Origin of the sequence: Microbulbifer agarilyticus, from assembly GCF_001999945.1 — a bacterium.
In the GTDB taxonomy this organism is placed as follows: domain Bacteria; phylum Pseudomonadota; class Gammaproteobacteria; order Pseudomonadales; family Cellvibrionaceae; genus Microbulbifer; species Microbulbifer agarilyticus_A.
Genome location: NZ_CP019650.1, coordinates 3,095,101 through 3,107,612 on the forward strand (window position 1 = coordinate 3,095,101; position 12,512 = coordinate 3,107,612).

Here is a 12,512-nt window from a genome sequence, read left to right on the forward strand (position 1 = left end):
ATCTCGATCTAAGGCCTTACTTGCGTTTTTTTGCCTTGCCGGACTTTGCGGCACCGTCGCCTGAAGAACCTACGGGTTCTTTCATCACTCGGATCATCGGCTCGTCGGAGCGGAAGATAAGCCCGTGGATCTCCGTGCTATTTTGCCCCTGCAGGAGTTGCTGCAAGAACTGCACAATTTGCGGAGAAATTTCCTGCCCTGGTACCAGCACAGGGATACCCGGCGGATAAGGAACGATCTCGTCTGCGCAGGTTCGCCCTACCAGCTTTTTCTCTGCTGCCACACCGTTGTCCATCAGCGGCAACTCTTCCGTTTCAGAAAAGTAGGCGTCTGCCGGCAGGCAATTCAGGTGGGTAAATTCCGGTAACTGACGCGCAGTACCAACATGGCTGCGCTTGCGCGGGTGTTTTGCCAACTGTTTCAGTGCGTGTACCAGTCGCAATAATTTACTTTCGGTGCTTCCCAGGGTAACCAGCACGGTCACTGTGTTGTAGGTGGTTTTCTCCACCTGAATACCGAAATGGTCGAACAGTTTCACCTGGATTTCTTTGCCAGAATAACCACTGGCGGTCACATCGATGGTGACTTTGGTTGGATCCAGGCTGATGTTGTCCTTGGCCAGGGGTGCGGGAATCAAATCGTCACAGGTCAATGCGCGGAATACGCCGGTGGCGTCTACCTCACGGCGCAGGGTCTCGACCATCTTCAGGCAGCTACGCAGACGCCCGAAGCCCTCCATCGACATTTGCTTGCGCGCAACATCCAGGCTCGCAATCATCGAGTACTGCGGGCTGGTAGACGCATACATATTCAGGTTTTCGCGGAAGCGGAACTCGTCAAAGTCCGGGTCCTGCACGTGCACCATACTGGCCTGCGAGAACGCGGACAGCATCTTATGCGAGCTCTGGGTCACGTAGTCCGCACCACATTCCAGGGCGGTGGGCCGCAATTCGTTGTGGAAATAACCGTGCGCGTACCAGGCTTCGTCGATCAATACCTTCACACCGCGCTCGTGGGCGTAATCGATAATCGGCTTCAAGTCGTAACGCAGGCCGTCGTAGGTACAGGAGGTAATGACCAGCAGGGCTGCATCCGGATGTGCATCCAGCGCTTTCTCGATATCCGTGCGGCAAACAGGGCCGTAGATTCCAAATTGCGGGTGCAGGGTAGACTTCAGGTACACCGGCTCGATCCGGTTCATCACAATGGCGTGATGCACGGACTTGTGACAGGCCTGGTCAACGATAATCTTGCCACCGCCACCGAGAATCTGCTGGATAACCACCTTGTTGGCGGTGGAAGTACCGTTGGTAAGGAAGAAGGTATGTCGCGCACCGAACACCTGTGCGGCCAGGTCCTGCGCTTCCTGAATTACCGAATGTGGCTCCAGCAAGCTATCGAGTACCTGCACCGATACCGACAAGTCGGTATTGAATACGTGCTCTCCCATAAAACGGTAAAAATCACCAACCCAGGGGCTGTTGCGCAGGCTGTCGCCGCCGGAGTGACCGGGAGTGTGCCATGCGTCGCGAGCGGAAAATACGTACTCTTTCAGGGTGTCAGCAAACGGCGTGGAAGCTCGGCGGGCAATAAAGGCCTGCACCAGGCGGAACATATGGTTGAAGTTGCCTTCGCGCCGGTCAAACAGCTCGTCAAAGCGCTTGCGCAACGATGCCGGCGCCCCACCTTCCTCGCTCAAGAAGGAATCTTGTGCCACCAGAAACACGTTCAACTGCGAGCGCAGTTTGTGCATATGATCGGAGAGTGTTTCCGCGCTTTTCAGCTCATCACGGCAAGAACCGGCGTCGATAATCACCGCCTGCAGGCGCTCATCTTCGCGTAAACGTGACTCTATTGCTGGAACCGTTACCGCCTCAAAACACAACCCAAAAGGGTTCTCGTGCTGGGCAGCCGTGGTGTTCAGGGCATCCACCCAATTGTGACTGAGGTCTCGATCATTGCTTACCAGAGCGACTCGACACTCCAGCGGCTGGCGCCGCTCACTCAGGTTGCCCAGGTCAGGCATTGTCAGTTCCACACCCATAATACTTCTTCTTATAGTTCAGCATAAAAGGCGGATACTAAATGAGGCGGACGGCGAATTTGACGGCGAAATTATATTTGGCAATTACCACCAAAATATTACGTGAACGTGATATCAAAAGTGGATTAGTCGCCCAGCTTCAGAATTTTGCGCTCTGAACTTCGCCGTTAAATTGCAAACAGTGCTGAACGCGCACGCGCTGGACGGGCGTAAGATCTTTGAGGGAGAAATAGTCGAAGTCCGAATGCTCCGACGACAGGACAATGTCGCCACGCCCCTTCAGGTGGGCGCGGAAGATAAACACATGAGAATTGAACACGCGGTGGTAATAGACGCCACTGAGATAATCGATAACGACTTCTCGACCCAGCTCCTCTCGGCATTCACGATGCAGCGCCTCGTGGATGGTTTCACCCAGGTCCAACGCGCCCCCGGGCAAGCCCCAGGTTTTATCCGCGTAGGTGGCGCGCAGCTGGAGCACCTCACCGGCCTCATTGGCGATCACCGCGTGGGCGCTTAGTTTGTATGTGTCGTCAAATCCCATCCCTGGATCTATCCGTGCAAAGTCGTTTCAATCAAATACCGGTACTGCGGGCCAGTTCAAAACCGATGCCCAAGGTCTGTACAGATTCATCGTAGTCGATCAGGCTCTCGCCGAAGCCGTTGAAATATTTTACATAACCGCGCACCCGGCGGCCCATGGGGAAGCTCCAGCGTAGCTCCGCCGCTCCCTTGTTGTCGGAGCGCAGATTGTTGCGCAGCATCAGCGACACGTTGTGTTCACCCTTCTCGAACCCGCCGGTCAGCTCAAAGTGGCCGAGATAAAACTCGAGGTCCGGATTGTCATCCTCCTCCCTGTCTTCCTTGATGCGATACCAGGGTTTGAACGCCAGATAGTAATCATTCTTTTCGAAGACAAAGTTCGCGTAAATGCGATTCCAGCTGCGCGAGAGCGGCTCGCTGCGACCATTGGACTGGTGATTAATTGCCAGCTGGTTGGCCACGTTCTGCATACCGAACAGGGTCCAATCATTCAGCCAGGTCATGATCAACTCCGGCTCGTGATTGGTTTCACGAAACGGTGCGGAATCGTCGGAGTTATAGGCCTGCCAGAAAGAGCGGTTGGTATAGGCGAAGCTCATAAACGACGCCTTGCCGAGAAAGCCGCGCCATACGGGGACCTGTACCGACAGCTGAAACTGAATCTCGATGGAGTCCAGGTCGATCAGTCCTTCCGGGTCATAGTCTGCAAGCCCACCCTTATTCGGAGAGGGGTTGTAGGTGATGGGCAGCAGGTAGTTGGTTTTGTGCGAGGCCAGGGTAAAGGGGTTTTCCGCCGCGTCGCGAATAGCCTGAGCCCGCTGGCTGATACGCGGGCCATCGGGCGATTCGACTGCTTCCGGCGTGGTCGCGAAAATGGGCGTGTCGTCCTGATATTCGTCGCCACGCAGTACCCGCAACTCACAGCGAATCCGCATTTCTTCGAGCGTAATGTTGGCGGGCGCGGTGACTAACTGTTCACGCAGGCAGTTTTCCTGACGAATAGCCTCACTTTGTCCACTGTCGTCCAGCTGCCACAGGGCTATGACACCGCCGTCTGCCGGCTCTGCAGCCATCTCGTCTTGAGGTATTGGCCCACTCACTTCTGCAGTCTCCCGAGCCTCCTGTGGCATCTCCTGCGCGTTAACGGCAATCGCAAAGGGCAGACACAACAAAGGCCACAAACGGCAAATCTGCAGACGGGAGGTAAGATAGCGGGAGAATGGCAAGGAACGCGCTCCTGAAGACCGAAGGCCGCCAGTGTACACGGATTGGATACCGAGAATCGTTGTTGAGTCAGTTATTGCTGACCGCTCAGACGAGGCTTTCCAGCTCCGGGGACCACTCCAGTTCGCGCAAGCGCACCTGCCACAGGCGCCCAGTACTACTCGGCCAGTCGTAGCCTACAAGCAGTCCTCGCTGATCCACAAAGCAGTGGGCATCGCGCTCGGCCTCGTCCCCCTGATAGGAGAATACAGTGACGTCCGGGCCGAGATCGTGCACCCCCTGGATATTGGCATCGCCGGGCATAACCGCGGCGCGCCGGTGGCTTACCTTGGGTGCCAGCAATTTGCCCCGTTGCGACGGGTCCACAATGTCCGGCGCTACTACTTCACAGCCGAACTCCATATCGCACAGGCGCAACAGCAGCGGCCCCATAAAGATCCGCATCAGCGGGAACAACAGGCGGTTCTCGCCTTCCAACAACTTCTGTTGCGGTCCGTTAGGGCCGGTCCAGTCCACTTCGATCGGATCGCCAAGAGCGGCAATCTCGCCATCACTTGGGACGAGACGATAGTGAGCATTCACCTCATCCATCTCGTCTTTCCAAGTAACCCGGCACTCGGTTACCAGCCCCGCATCCATCAGCGCGCGCACTTCGATCCCATGCCCCTGCTCGCCTACCATGCGGCGACTCACCAGTAATTGCCGGCCCTGTGCATCGCGCCCCAATTGCCAGTCGTCCTGCACCGGCATGGTTCTGCCATCACAACTGTATTGGTAGCGGCCCTGAGCCAGGTTAGCGGTCATTTGCATGGGGAGTCCGTCCTTGGAGTCGTCTGCGGAAAGTATTGCACACACCCCCACTTTTGCTGCGCTTTGATGAAGTTTTCGCGAACTTTTCGCGGGCCATTTTTCAGCACACCGCACAGTTATTCGACAAGTTTTACCGGCTTTATGGTGGAAAATTAATCACAGAATTAGCGGGCTTTGCGCAATAGTGCGCGCGCCAGATGGGATTGGGGCATAATCTCCCGCTAACATGCGCGCACATCGTGGGCGTTAGGAAATTCACGCATTACCAAGGAGAAGGCCATCATGCTGGAATGGCTCAATACACATATCGCCTACTGGCACTGGCTGGTGCTGGGCTTATTGCTGGTTACCGCGGAGATTTTTGTTTCCGGGTTTGTTCTTTTCTGGTTCGGCCTGGCCGCACTGTTTATGGGCGTTCTGCTGATGGCGGTAGGTATGCCAATTACTGCGCAACTGGTGATCTGGGCGGGACTATCCATCGCGCTGGTATTTCTCTGGCAAAAATTCATTAAACCCAACTGGAAAGATCGCACCACCTCGGGCATGGCGCTGGAAGCGCTCACCGGTCAGGTGGGCTCGGTAATCGAGACCAATATTGGCAAAGCCCGTGGACGCCTGCGCTTTCCCGCACCAATTTTGGGCGAGGACGAATGGATGTTTATGAGCACCAGCGAAATTGCCGTAGGCGAGCGCGTGAAGGTGCTGAATATTTCCGGCAATACGCTGGTTGTCGGCCCACTGTAGGCCTGTAGATACAGCACCCGAAAGCACTAAATAAGAAGCTAACAAGACCTGAATTGGGGAAATTAAATGGAAGGATTATCCGTAGTACTGGCACTGGTTGTGCTGGTAATCATTACCATCGGCATGGGCATCCGCATTGTGCCGCAGGGTTCCAAGCACATCGTGCAGCGCCTGGGTAAATACCACAGCACCTTAAACCCGGGCATGAATGTCATCATTCCCTACGTAGACCAGGTGCCCTACAAGGTAACCACCAAGGATATCGTACTGGATATCCCGTCGCAGGAAGTGATTACCCACGATAACGCCACCATCATTGCCAACGCTGTGGCTTACATCAACATCATATCCCCGGAGAAATCGGTATACGGGGTGGAAGATTACGAAATTGCGATCCAGAACCTGGTGCAGACGGCACTGCGTTCCATTGTTGGTGAGATGTCCCTCGACTCCGCCCTATCCTCCCGCGATTTGATCAAGGCGAAGCTGAAAGAAGCGATCTCCGACGATATTGCCGACTGGGGCATCAACCTCAAGACGGTTGAGATCCAGGATATCAACCCGTCCGCAACCATGCAGAAGGCGATGGAAGAACAGGCTGCTGCGGAACGCCAGCGCCGGGCAACGGTAACTCGGGCGGAAGGTGAAAAACAGGCGGCGATCTTGGAAGCCGATGGCCGTCTGGAAGCTTCCAAGCGCGATGCAAAAGCCCAGGTAGTACTGGCCGATGCAAGCCGCGAGGCCATCGAACGGGTAACCCAGGCCATCGGCGAAAAAGAAATGCCGGTAATGTACTTGTTGGGTGAGCGCTATATCAACGCGCTGGAAGGGCTGTCGACCTCTGACAATGCCAAGAACATTATCTTCCCGGCCGACCTGCCGAATGCGGTAAAAGGACTGCTTAACCGCTGATCAACTCGATATGAATCTGGCAGCGCTAACAGACCCAATCACGGGTTACAGGTAGCGCTGCCAGAATTCCGCCTGGCCAAACTCTTCGTCCAGTGCGTAAGGTTTAAACCCACACTTGCGATACGCCGCCTGCGCTGGCAAATTTTTCTCCAATACCTCCAAAGTGATCTTGGCACACCCTCGCGCTTTGGCCTCTGCCACCACATGCTCGAACATCTTGGTGCATATCCCCGCGCCCCGTGCCGACGCGCTCACCACCACATCGTGAATATTAACCAGCGGCTTACACGCGAAGGTGGAAAACCCCATAAAACAATTCGTCAAACCAACGGCTTCTTCGCCGCGATAGGCCAGGACCGAAAAGGCTCCGGGAAACTCGGTCAAACGCGCCAGCAATTGCTCGTTACAAATTTCTGGCAGCGGCTCACCCCCACCGCAGGGGTCCAGGGCATATTCATTCAACAAGGCCAGCAAATCAGCGCCTTGCTTGCGATCGCGGTAATCTGCGATCACCGTGACAATCTCTTTATCGGAACTTCCCAATTCTCAATTCCTTTGCTTTTCACAAGAAATACGCACAAATGTGCATCGAGACAGTATCTACTGCTGCGCCCGACCAGCCTCCGCCTCGGCCACAAGTTCATTCTGGCGTTCGAAGAAACGGCGGTAATTGCGAATACGCGCGCGCTGCCCCGTGAGCCATTGCACTTTTTTTCGGCGCCGCGACTGCACCGCATTATGTCGGTTAAAGCGGCGCGGCCGGCGAATTTTGGTACTGCGAAGTCCCATGGCTCGGTCTCCTTGTTGATCTGGTATGCGCGGCTGGCTAGGGCCTTTGTCTAAAGCCTTTGTCCAAGGCTGTGTCTCATGCGCAAGCTGGCAGGTTAGCAGAAGGCATAAAGCGGCCGCTAGCTGCGCGCTACACAGATGCATCCATGTCTGGAAATTCGACGTATTCCCCAGTGGTTACAATCAGGATATTCTGCCAATTCACCGCAAACCGACGGATTGATTGCCTTGTCTGAACTTCGAGACCTGATCGAAAAGAATCGCAACTGGTCGGAAACCACCCGAGCACAGGCACCGGAATTTTTCCGCGACCTTTCCGCACAGCAGTCTCCCGACTACCTGTGGATCGGCTCTGCGGACAGCCGCGTTACGCCCAATCAGATCGTTGGACTGATGCCCGGTGAACTGTTTGTACATCGCAACGTCGCCAACGTCGTCGCACCTTCCGACCTAAACTGCCTTTCCGTGCTGCAGTACGCGGTGGAAGTTTTGCAGGTGAAGCACATCCTCGTGGTCGGGCACTACGGCTGTGGTGGGGTCAATGCCGCGCTGGAAGATACCCGTATGGGATTGATCGAAAGTTGGTTGCGACACGTCAAGGATGTGCGCGACAAACACCACACCCTGATCGAGCTGTTCCCGCAGCACCAGCGTGGAGACCTGCTGTGTGAACTGAACGTGCTGGAACAGGTGATTCACGTGTGCCAGTCGCCGCCGGTACTGGATGCCTGGGAGCGGGGGCAGAAGGTCGCGGTTCACGGCTGGGTCTATCGCCTCGATAACGGACTGATCAAAGACCTGCAGCTGACCATTGAAAGCCCCGAGCAGGTCAACGACATCTACCATCAGGCTCTCACCGGCATCGCCCAGCGCGATAAAGACTAAAGCACTCCGCCAACACCGGTTCCGCTTCCTTAACTTTCCCCGCGTTTTTCCCTACACTCCTCTGCCACGAAAGTCTGACCAGTGCTTGGTCACCTTAATGAATAAAGCAGTTTCCAGGGGTAACCATGTCCAACTTCCGCGTGTGGGAATGCCAGATTTGTGGCTGGATTTACGACGAGGCCAAAGGCTCACCAGATGACGGCATCCCACCGGGTACCCGCTGGGAAGACGTGCCCGACGACTGGGCCTGCCCGGAGTGCGGCGCCAGCAAAGATGAATTCGAAATGTTGGCCGTGGTTGCCAATGCGCCCACCCAGCAACCCGAAGTGAGCACCGCCCCTCAGGCAGCCGCTACTCCCGCACCGGCTGCCTCAGCACAGACCTCCGCCAACCGCATCTGGGAATGCATGGTATGCGGCTGGATCTACGACGAATCCAAAGGCGCGCCGGAAGAGGGCATTGCTCCCGGCACCCGCTGGGAAGACATCCCCGATGACTGGACCTGCCCCGAATGCGGTGTGGGCAAAGAAGATTTCGATATGGTGCTGGTTAGCCAGCCCGAGCCGGAAGCATTCCCGGCGGCACAGGCAGAAGCCGCACCCGTGGAGCTGGACGACACCCTGCCACTGGTGATTATTGGCACCGGCCTCGCCGGCTACCACCTGGCAAAAGAGTTCCGTAAGCTGGACCAGCGCACCCCGCTGACCCTGATCACTGGCGACGACGGCACCTTCTATTCCAAGCCACTGCTGTCCGCTTCCCTCGCCCACGGCAAGACCCCGCAACAACTGGCGACCGCCAGCGCCGAAGACATGGCGCGGGAACTGAACGCGGAGATCCTGGTGCACACCCACGTCACCAACCTGGATCGCGATGCCAAACTGCTGTCGCTGGTTTCCGACGGCGGTATCAGCGCCGAGCTGCCTTATGGCCGCCTGGTGTTCGCCACCGGTGCCAACTGCACGCCGCTACCGCCGATGGAAGGCAACGGCATGTCGCGCCTGTTCCGCGTCAATAATCTTTCCGACTATCACCGCTTCCGCACCGCACTGGCCAACCGCAAGCGCGTATTGCTAATCGGTGCAGGCCTGATTGGCTGTGAATTCGCCAACGACCTGATTCAGGCGGGCTACTCGGTGGGTGTGGTGGATGTACAGGCATGGCCACTGGCCACCCTGCTGCCAGAAGCTGCGGGCCGCGATATCCAGAATGCGCTTGAGCAGGCGGGCGTGCGCTTCCATTTCGGCGCCGGCGTCACCAAGCTCGAGCAACATGCTGGCGGTATTCGCGCGCAACTGGCCGACGGCAGCGTCATCGAAGCGGACCTGGCACTGGCCGCCCTCGGCCTCAAGCCCAACGTTGGACTGGCGGAAAGCGCAGGACTCGCCATCAAACGCGGGATCGTCACTAATCGCGCGCTGCAAACCAGCGACGCGGATATCTTCGCGCTCGGCGACTGCGCCGAAGTCGATGGCCATAATCTGTTCTTTGTTGCCCCCCTAACCCAGAGTGCACGCGCCCTGGCACAAACTCTTGCCGGCACCAGCGCCGAAGTGCAGTACGGCACTTTGCCAGTCGCGGTGAAAACCACCCTGCGCCCCACGGTAGTGTGCCCGCCGCGTGCCGGCAGCTTTGTCGAAGGCACCGCGGACTGGAAGGTCACCAAACTCGAAGACGGTATCGTCGCAGAATTCCTGAGCAACGATGGCCAACTGCTCGGTTTCGCCCTCACCGGCAGCGGTATCGCCCAGCGCGACAGCCTGAGCAAGCGCTGCCCGCCTCTGATGGAACCCTGATCGCCGCGCACCTGCGGCTCCAGTGGCCAACGAAAGAAAATCACGCATCGGCGGCACTTTTCCCGTAGAATGGCCGCCCGCACATTTTTTGTACACAATTTAAACGAAGTATGACGGCATCCACCCAACCCACCCCCTCCGGGGAAACAGCAAATCCTGCCGCAGACGCACAGGCCAAGGCTGAGCGTGCCCGCGCCCTGCGCGATACCCTCGGGCAGTTCGCCACCGGCGTGACCGTGGTCACTGCATTGAATGCGCAGGGGGAGCCGGTCGGCATGACCGTCAACAGCTTTAACTCCGTGTCCCTGGACCCTGCGTTGATCCTGTGGAGCATCGACCGCGGTTGCATGAGCTACCCGGCCTACACCGAAGGTGAGTACTTCGCAGTACACGTATTGAAAGGCGACCAGCAAAACGTATCCAACCTGTTTGCCGGCCGCGGTGCCGACAAGTTTGGTCAGGTGAAATGGCACAAGGGCGCCAATGGCGTGCCGCAGCTAGATGACTGCGCAGCCACCTTCCAATGCCGCCGCGTGCAGAATATCGAGGGTGGCGACCACACCATCCTGCTGGGTGAAGTGGTGGAGTTTTCCGCCGCGGGCGGCGAGCCACTGGTCTTCCATTGCGGTCAATACCGGGCACTTGCCGGCCAGTAAGCTGGCCGCTCCTCTCAGGGCGCTTCGCGGCGCCCGCTTTCCTCCTCCCCCCCTCGCAAAACTTCGACATAAGCCCTTCCGAACCACCGTAAAGCCGTTCAGTTATAAACGCGCCTTCGTGTTTCGTTAAATGATCTAAAAAATTCCGGCACTTTCTACCCTGCGTATTTGTGACGCTGTCACCTCGTGGTCATACTTCTGGTACACCCTTGGGAGACCTCCGCCATCGTGGACGTCGAGATGCGAACCAGCGACACTCTCTTTTGCTTTGCTCACCGTGGCTACCCCAAGCGCGCCACGGAAAATACCTTGCAGGCCATCACTCACGCACTGGAGTTCGATATCGACGGTGTGGAAATTGATGTGTGGAATGTGGGGGGAGAACTGATCGTCAAACACGACCGTCGTCTGGGACGCCTGCTCGCGGGCCAGGAGCTACTGACAGATATGGCCCCCGCCGCGCTGCGCAAAATGCTGTTGCCGGGCGGTGAAAAGGTGCCCACCCTGCGGGAAGTACTGGAGCTGATCGGCAACAACGTGCAACTCAATATCGAACTCAAGGGCCCCAACTGCGCAGCGCTGGCGGCAAAAGAGCTGGAAGCCTACGTTCACGATAATGGCGCAAGTTACGAGCAATACATCCTGTCATCTTTCGACCACCGCCAGGTTTATCAATGCCTGCAGTTGATTCCACAGGTACGCAGAGGCGTACTCATTGATGGCGTGCCGCTGGACCTGGCCGCCTGCGCCGAACCGCTGGAAGCCTATTCACTGCACCACAGCCTCAACTTTGTCTGCCCCGAGATTATCGCCGACGGGCACAAACGCGGCCTGAAAAGCTACGTATTTACCGTAAACCATCCACACGACCTGAACCTGGTCGCCGCTATGGGCGCCGACGGCGTATTTACCGATGAACCTCAGCTGATCATGGATTACAACGCCACCAAAACCGCGGAGCTGGTGGCCCAGCAGCTACAGACCTCCAGCGGCGTAAAGGCCCAGTAAGCACTGGCGAGCACGCCAATAGCCGTCCCCACCAGCCATGTTTCCACCTATTTACTGCCCACGGTTATCCAGCATATTCAGCAACTGCTCGACACTGGGGCGCGTTTTGTAGTCTTTGGACACATGGGCCCACTCCACGGTACCCGCCTTATCCAGCAGGAAGATACCGGGGGCCGCGATTTTGTGGTGATCCCGCCCGGACCAATCCTCCAGCACAATGCCATAGGTCTTGTACTTCTCGGCGGTGGCATCATCGATCTCGATAATTACATCAAACGCCTCATGCGCCTTCAGGTCTGGATCGGACAGCACCGGGAAGGGAATCTCATAAGTTGCCTTGGCCATGGCACTGGCGTCCGGCTTATCCACACTCACCAGCACCGGGGTAACGCCGCGTTTCTCGAATTCCGGCCAGGCCTCCGCCAGCTGGCGAATCTGCACGTTGCAGTATGGGCACCAGCCACCCCGGTAAAAGATCACCAGCAGCGGTGCCTTGTCTTTTGCCAGAGCCTCCAGGGATACAGGGCTACCCTTATGGTCGAGCACACTGAAATCGGCCACCTTTGCACCCGGCTTCACGCCTGAGTCCGCAGTGCCAAAAGCCGCTTCGTCGGTGACCGACAGCTCCGGAAGCCGCTCCGGCAACTTGATATCCTGCGCCTGAGCGAGCCCAGACAGGCAGGCCAGCAGACCGGCCAGATAAACAAAACGTTTCATCAAAACTCCTTGATTACATTTATGACAGGTGAAAACGGAACATGCGCCCAACATTGATACACACAACCCCAGATGTACGCCGTGTACTTATCAGCACTGTACTGTACCCAATACTCCTGATTGCCGCACTTCCGCTACTCAGCGCCTGCAGCGACCGGCAAGGCAATGAGGGCAAAGCAGTACTCGATAAGAGCAATCCAGCCGCGGAACACTGCGCCAAAATCGGCGGTAGGCCGGGGACCTATACGCAGCCCACTGGCGATCAGGTCAGTACCTGTACGATACCCGACGGGCGCGAGTGTGATGCATGGAAGTTAATGCGGGAAAAACAGTGCGAAGTAATTGAGCGGCAAAACCCGTAAACTGCGAGCCAATTGAATAGCG

14 protein-coding genes are annotated in these 12,512 nt (G+C 57.0%); 7 read left to right on the forward strand and 7 right to left on the reverse strand.

Annotated features, from left to right (window positions below):
* Positions 1-16 precede the first annotated feature (16 nt).
* From Mag101_RS12885 to Mag101_RS12900, 4 genes are all read right to left on the reverse strand, one after another.
* Positions 17-2,026, reverse strand: coding sequence for an aminotransferase class I/II-fold pyridoxal phosphate-dependent enzyme (locus Mag101_RS12885; protein ID WP_232325017.1), 2,010 nt, complete (start codon positions 2,024-2,026; stop codon positions 17-19).
* 157 nt (positions 2,027-2,183) lie between these two features.
* Complete coding sequence (locus Mag101_RS12890) at positions 2,184-2,588, reverse strand: NUDIX hydrolase (RefSeq protein ID WP_077405727.1); 405 nt, start codon at positions 2,586-2,588, stop codon at positions 2,184-2,186.
* 31 nt (positions 2,589-2,619) lie between these two features.
* Positions 2,620-3,813 carry a phospholipase A gene (locus tag Mag101_RS12895; RefSeq protein ID WP_232325018.1) on the reverse strand — a complete coding sequence of 398 codons (1,194 nt, stop codon included), beginning with the start codon at positions 3,811-3,813 and terminating at the stop codon, positions 2,620-2,622.
* Between the two features lie 85 nt (positions 3,814-3,898).
* Entirely contained in the window at positions 3,899-4,621 is a 723-nt protein-coding gene (locus Mag101_RS12900; RefSeq protein ID WP_232325019.1) for a hypothetical protein, read from the reverse strand.
* Positions 4,622-4,903: 282 nt separating this feature from the next.
* On the opposite strand from Mag101_RS12900, the gene Mag101_RS12905 reads away from it, so the two are divergent.
* Positions 4,904-5,365, forward strand: a complete 462-nt coding sequence (locus Mag101_RS12905) for an NfeD family protein (RefSeq protein ID WP_010132599.1) — start codon at positions 4,904-4,906, stop codon at positions 5,363-5,365.
* Between the two features lie 66 nt (positions 5,366-5,431).
* Positions 5,432-6,277 (forward strand): SPFH domain-containing protein, encoded by an 846-nt coding sequence (locus tag Mag101_RS12910; protein ID WP_077405730.1) that lies wholly within the window; start codon positions 5,432-5,434, stop codon positions 6,275-6,277.
* Between the two features lie 45 nt (positions 6,278-6,322).
* Here Mag101_RS12910 and Mag101_RS12915 read toward each other — a convergent pair whose 3' ends face one another.
* Positions 6,323-6,820, reverse strand: coding sequence for a GNAT family N-acetyltransferase (locus tag Mag101_RS12915; protein ID WP_232325020.1), 498 nt, complete (start codon positions 6,818-6,820; stop codon positions 6,323-6,325).
* A 57-nt stretch (positions 6,821-6,877) separates the two neighbouring features.
* Complete coding sequence (locus Mag101_RS12920; RefSeq protein ID WP_077405733.1) at positions 6,878-7,066, reverse strand: hypothetical protein; 189 nt, start codon at positions 7,064-7,066, stop codon at positions 6,878-6,880.
* 228 nt (positions 7,067-7,294) lie between these two features.
* On the opposite strand from Mag101_RS12920, the gene can reads away from it, so the two are divergent.
* The 4 genes from can to Mag101_RS12940 all read left to right on the forward strand — a co-directional run bounded on the left by can (position 7,295) and on the right by Mag101_RS12940 (position 11,411).
* Entirely contained in the window at positions 7,295-7,951 is a 657-nt protein-coding gene (gene can, locus Mag101_RS12925) for a carbonate dehydratase (RefSeq protein WP_077408313.1), read from the forward strand.
* A gap of 125 nt (positions 7,952-8,076) precedes the next feature.
* Positions 8,077-9,747 carry an FAD-dependent oxidoreductase gene (locus Mag101_RS12930; RefSeq protein WP_077405736.1) on the forward strand — a complete coding sequence of 557 codons (1,671 nt, stop codon included), beginning with the start codon at positions 8,077-8,079 and terminating at the stop codon, positions 9,745-9,747.
* Between the two features lie 110 nt (positions 9,748-9,857).
* Positions 9,858-10,403: a flavin reductase family protein gene (locus Mag101_RS12935; RefSeq protein ID WP_077405739.1), complete on the forward strand. Its 546-nt coding sequence runs from the start codon at positions 9,858-9,860 to the stop codon at positions 10,401-10,403.
* A 240-nt stretch (positions 10,404-10,643) separates the two neighbouring features.
* Positions 10,644-11,411: a glycerophosphodiester phosphodiesterase gene (locus Mag101_RS12940; RefSeq protein WP_232325021.1), complete on the forward strand. Its 768-nt coding sequence runs from the start codon at positions 10,644-10,646 to the stop codon at positions 11,409-11,411.
* Positions 11,412-11,462: 51 nt separating this feature from the next.
* On the opposite strand, the gene Mag101_RS12945 is transcribed toward Mag101_RS12940, so the two are convergent.
* Positions 11,463-12,128 carry a peroxiredoxin-like family protein gene (locus Mag101_RS12945; protein ID WP_077405745.1) on the reverse strand — a complete coding sequence of 222 codons (666 nt, stop codon included), beginning with the start codon at positions 12,126-12,128 and terminating at the stop codon, positions 11,463-11,465.
* A 41-nt stretch (positions 12,129-12,169) separates the two neighbouring features.
* Between Mag101_RS12945 and Mag101_RS18330 the strand changes: the two genes are divergently transcribed.
* A complete protein-coding gene (locus tag Mag101_RS18330; RefSeq protein WP_077405748.1) occupies positions 12,170-12,490 on the forward strand; it encodes a DUF333 domain-containing protein in 321 nt (106 codons plus the stop codon).
* Positions 12,491-12,512 lie beyond the last annotated feature (22 nt).

Excerpts from the sequence above, each read along its gene's own strand:
- Mag101_RS12885 (WP_232325017.1), bottom strand. The coding sequence starts at position 2,026 with ATGCCTGACCTGGGCAACCTGAGTGAGCGGCGCCAGCCGCTGGAGTGT.
- Mag101_RS12890 (WP_077405727.1), bottom strand. The coding sequence starts at position 2,588 with ATGGGATTTGACGACACATACAAACTAAGCGCCCACGCGGTGATCGCC.
- Mag101_RS12900 (WP_232325019.1), bottom strand. The coding sequence starts at position 4,621 with ATGCAAATGACCGCTAACCTGGCTCAGGGCCGCTACCAATACAGTTGT.
- Mag101_RS12905 (WP_010132599.1), top strand. The coding sequence starts at position 4,904 with ATGCTGGAATGGCTCAATACACATATCGCCTACTGGCACTGGCTGGTG.
- Mag101_RS12910 (WP_077405730.1), top strand. The coding sequence starts at position 5,432 with ATGGAAGGATTATCCGTAGTACTGGCACTGGTTGTGCTGGTAATCATT.
- Mag101_RS12920 (WP_077405733.1), bottom strand. The coding sequence starts at position 7,066 with ATGGGACTTCGCAGTACCAAAATTCGCCGGCCGCGCCGCTTTAACCGA.
- Mag101_RS12930 (WP_077405736.1), top strand. The coding sequence starts at position 8,077 with ATGTCCAACTTCCGCGTGTGGGAATGCCAGATTTGTGGCTGGATTTAC.
- Mag101_RS12935 (WP_077405739.1), top strand. The coding sequence starts at position 9,858 with ATGACGGCATCCACCCAACCCACCCCCTCCGGGGAAACAGCAAATCCT.
- Mag101_RS12940 (WP_232325021.1), top strand. The coding sequence starts at position 10,644 with ATGCGAACCAGCGACACTCTCTTTTGCTTTGCTCACCGTGGCTACCCC.
- Mag101_RS12945 (WP_077405745.1), bottom strand. The coding sequence starts at position 12,128 with ATGAAACGTTTTGTTTATCTGGCCGGTCTGCTGGCCTGCCTGTCTGGG.
- Mag101_RS18330 (WP_077405748.1), top strand. The coding sequence starts at position 12,170 with ATGCGCCCAACATTGATACACACAACCCCAGATGTACGCCGTGTACTT.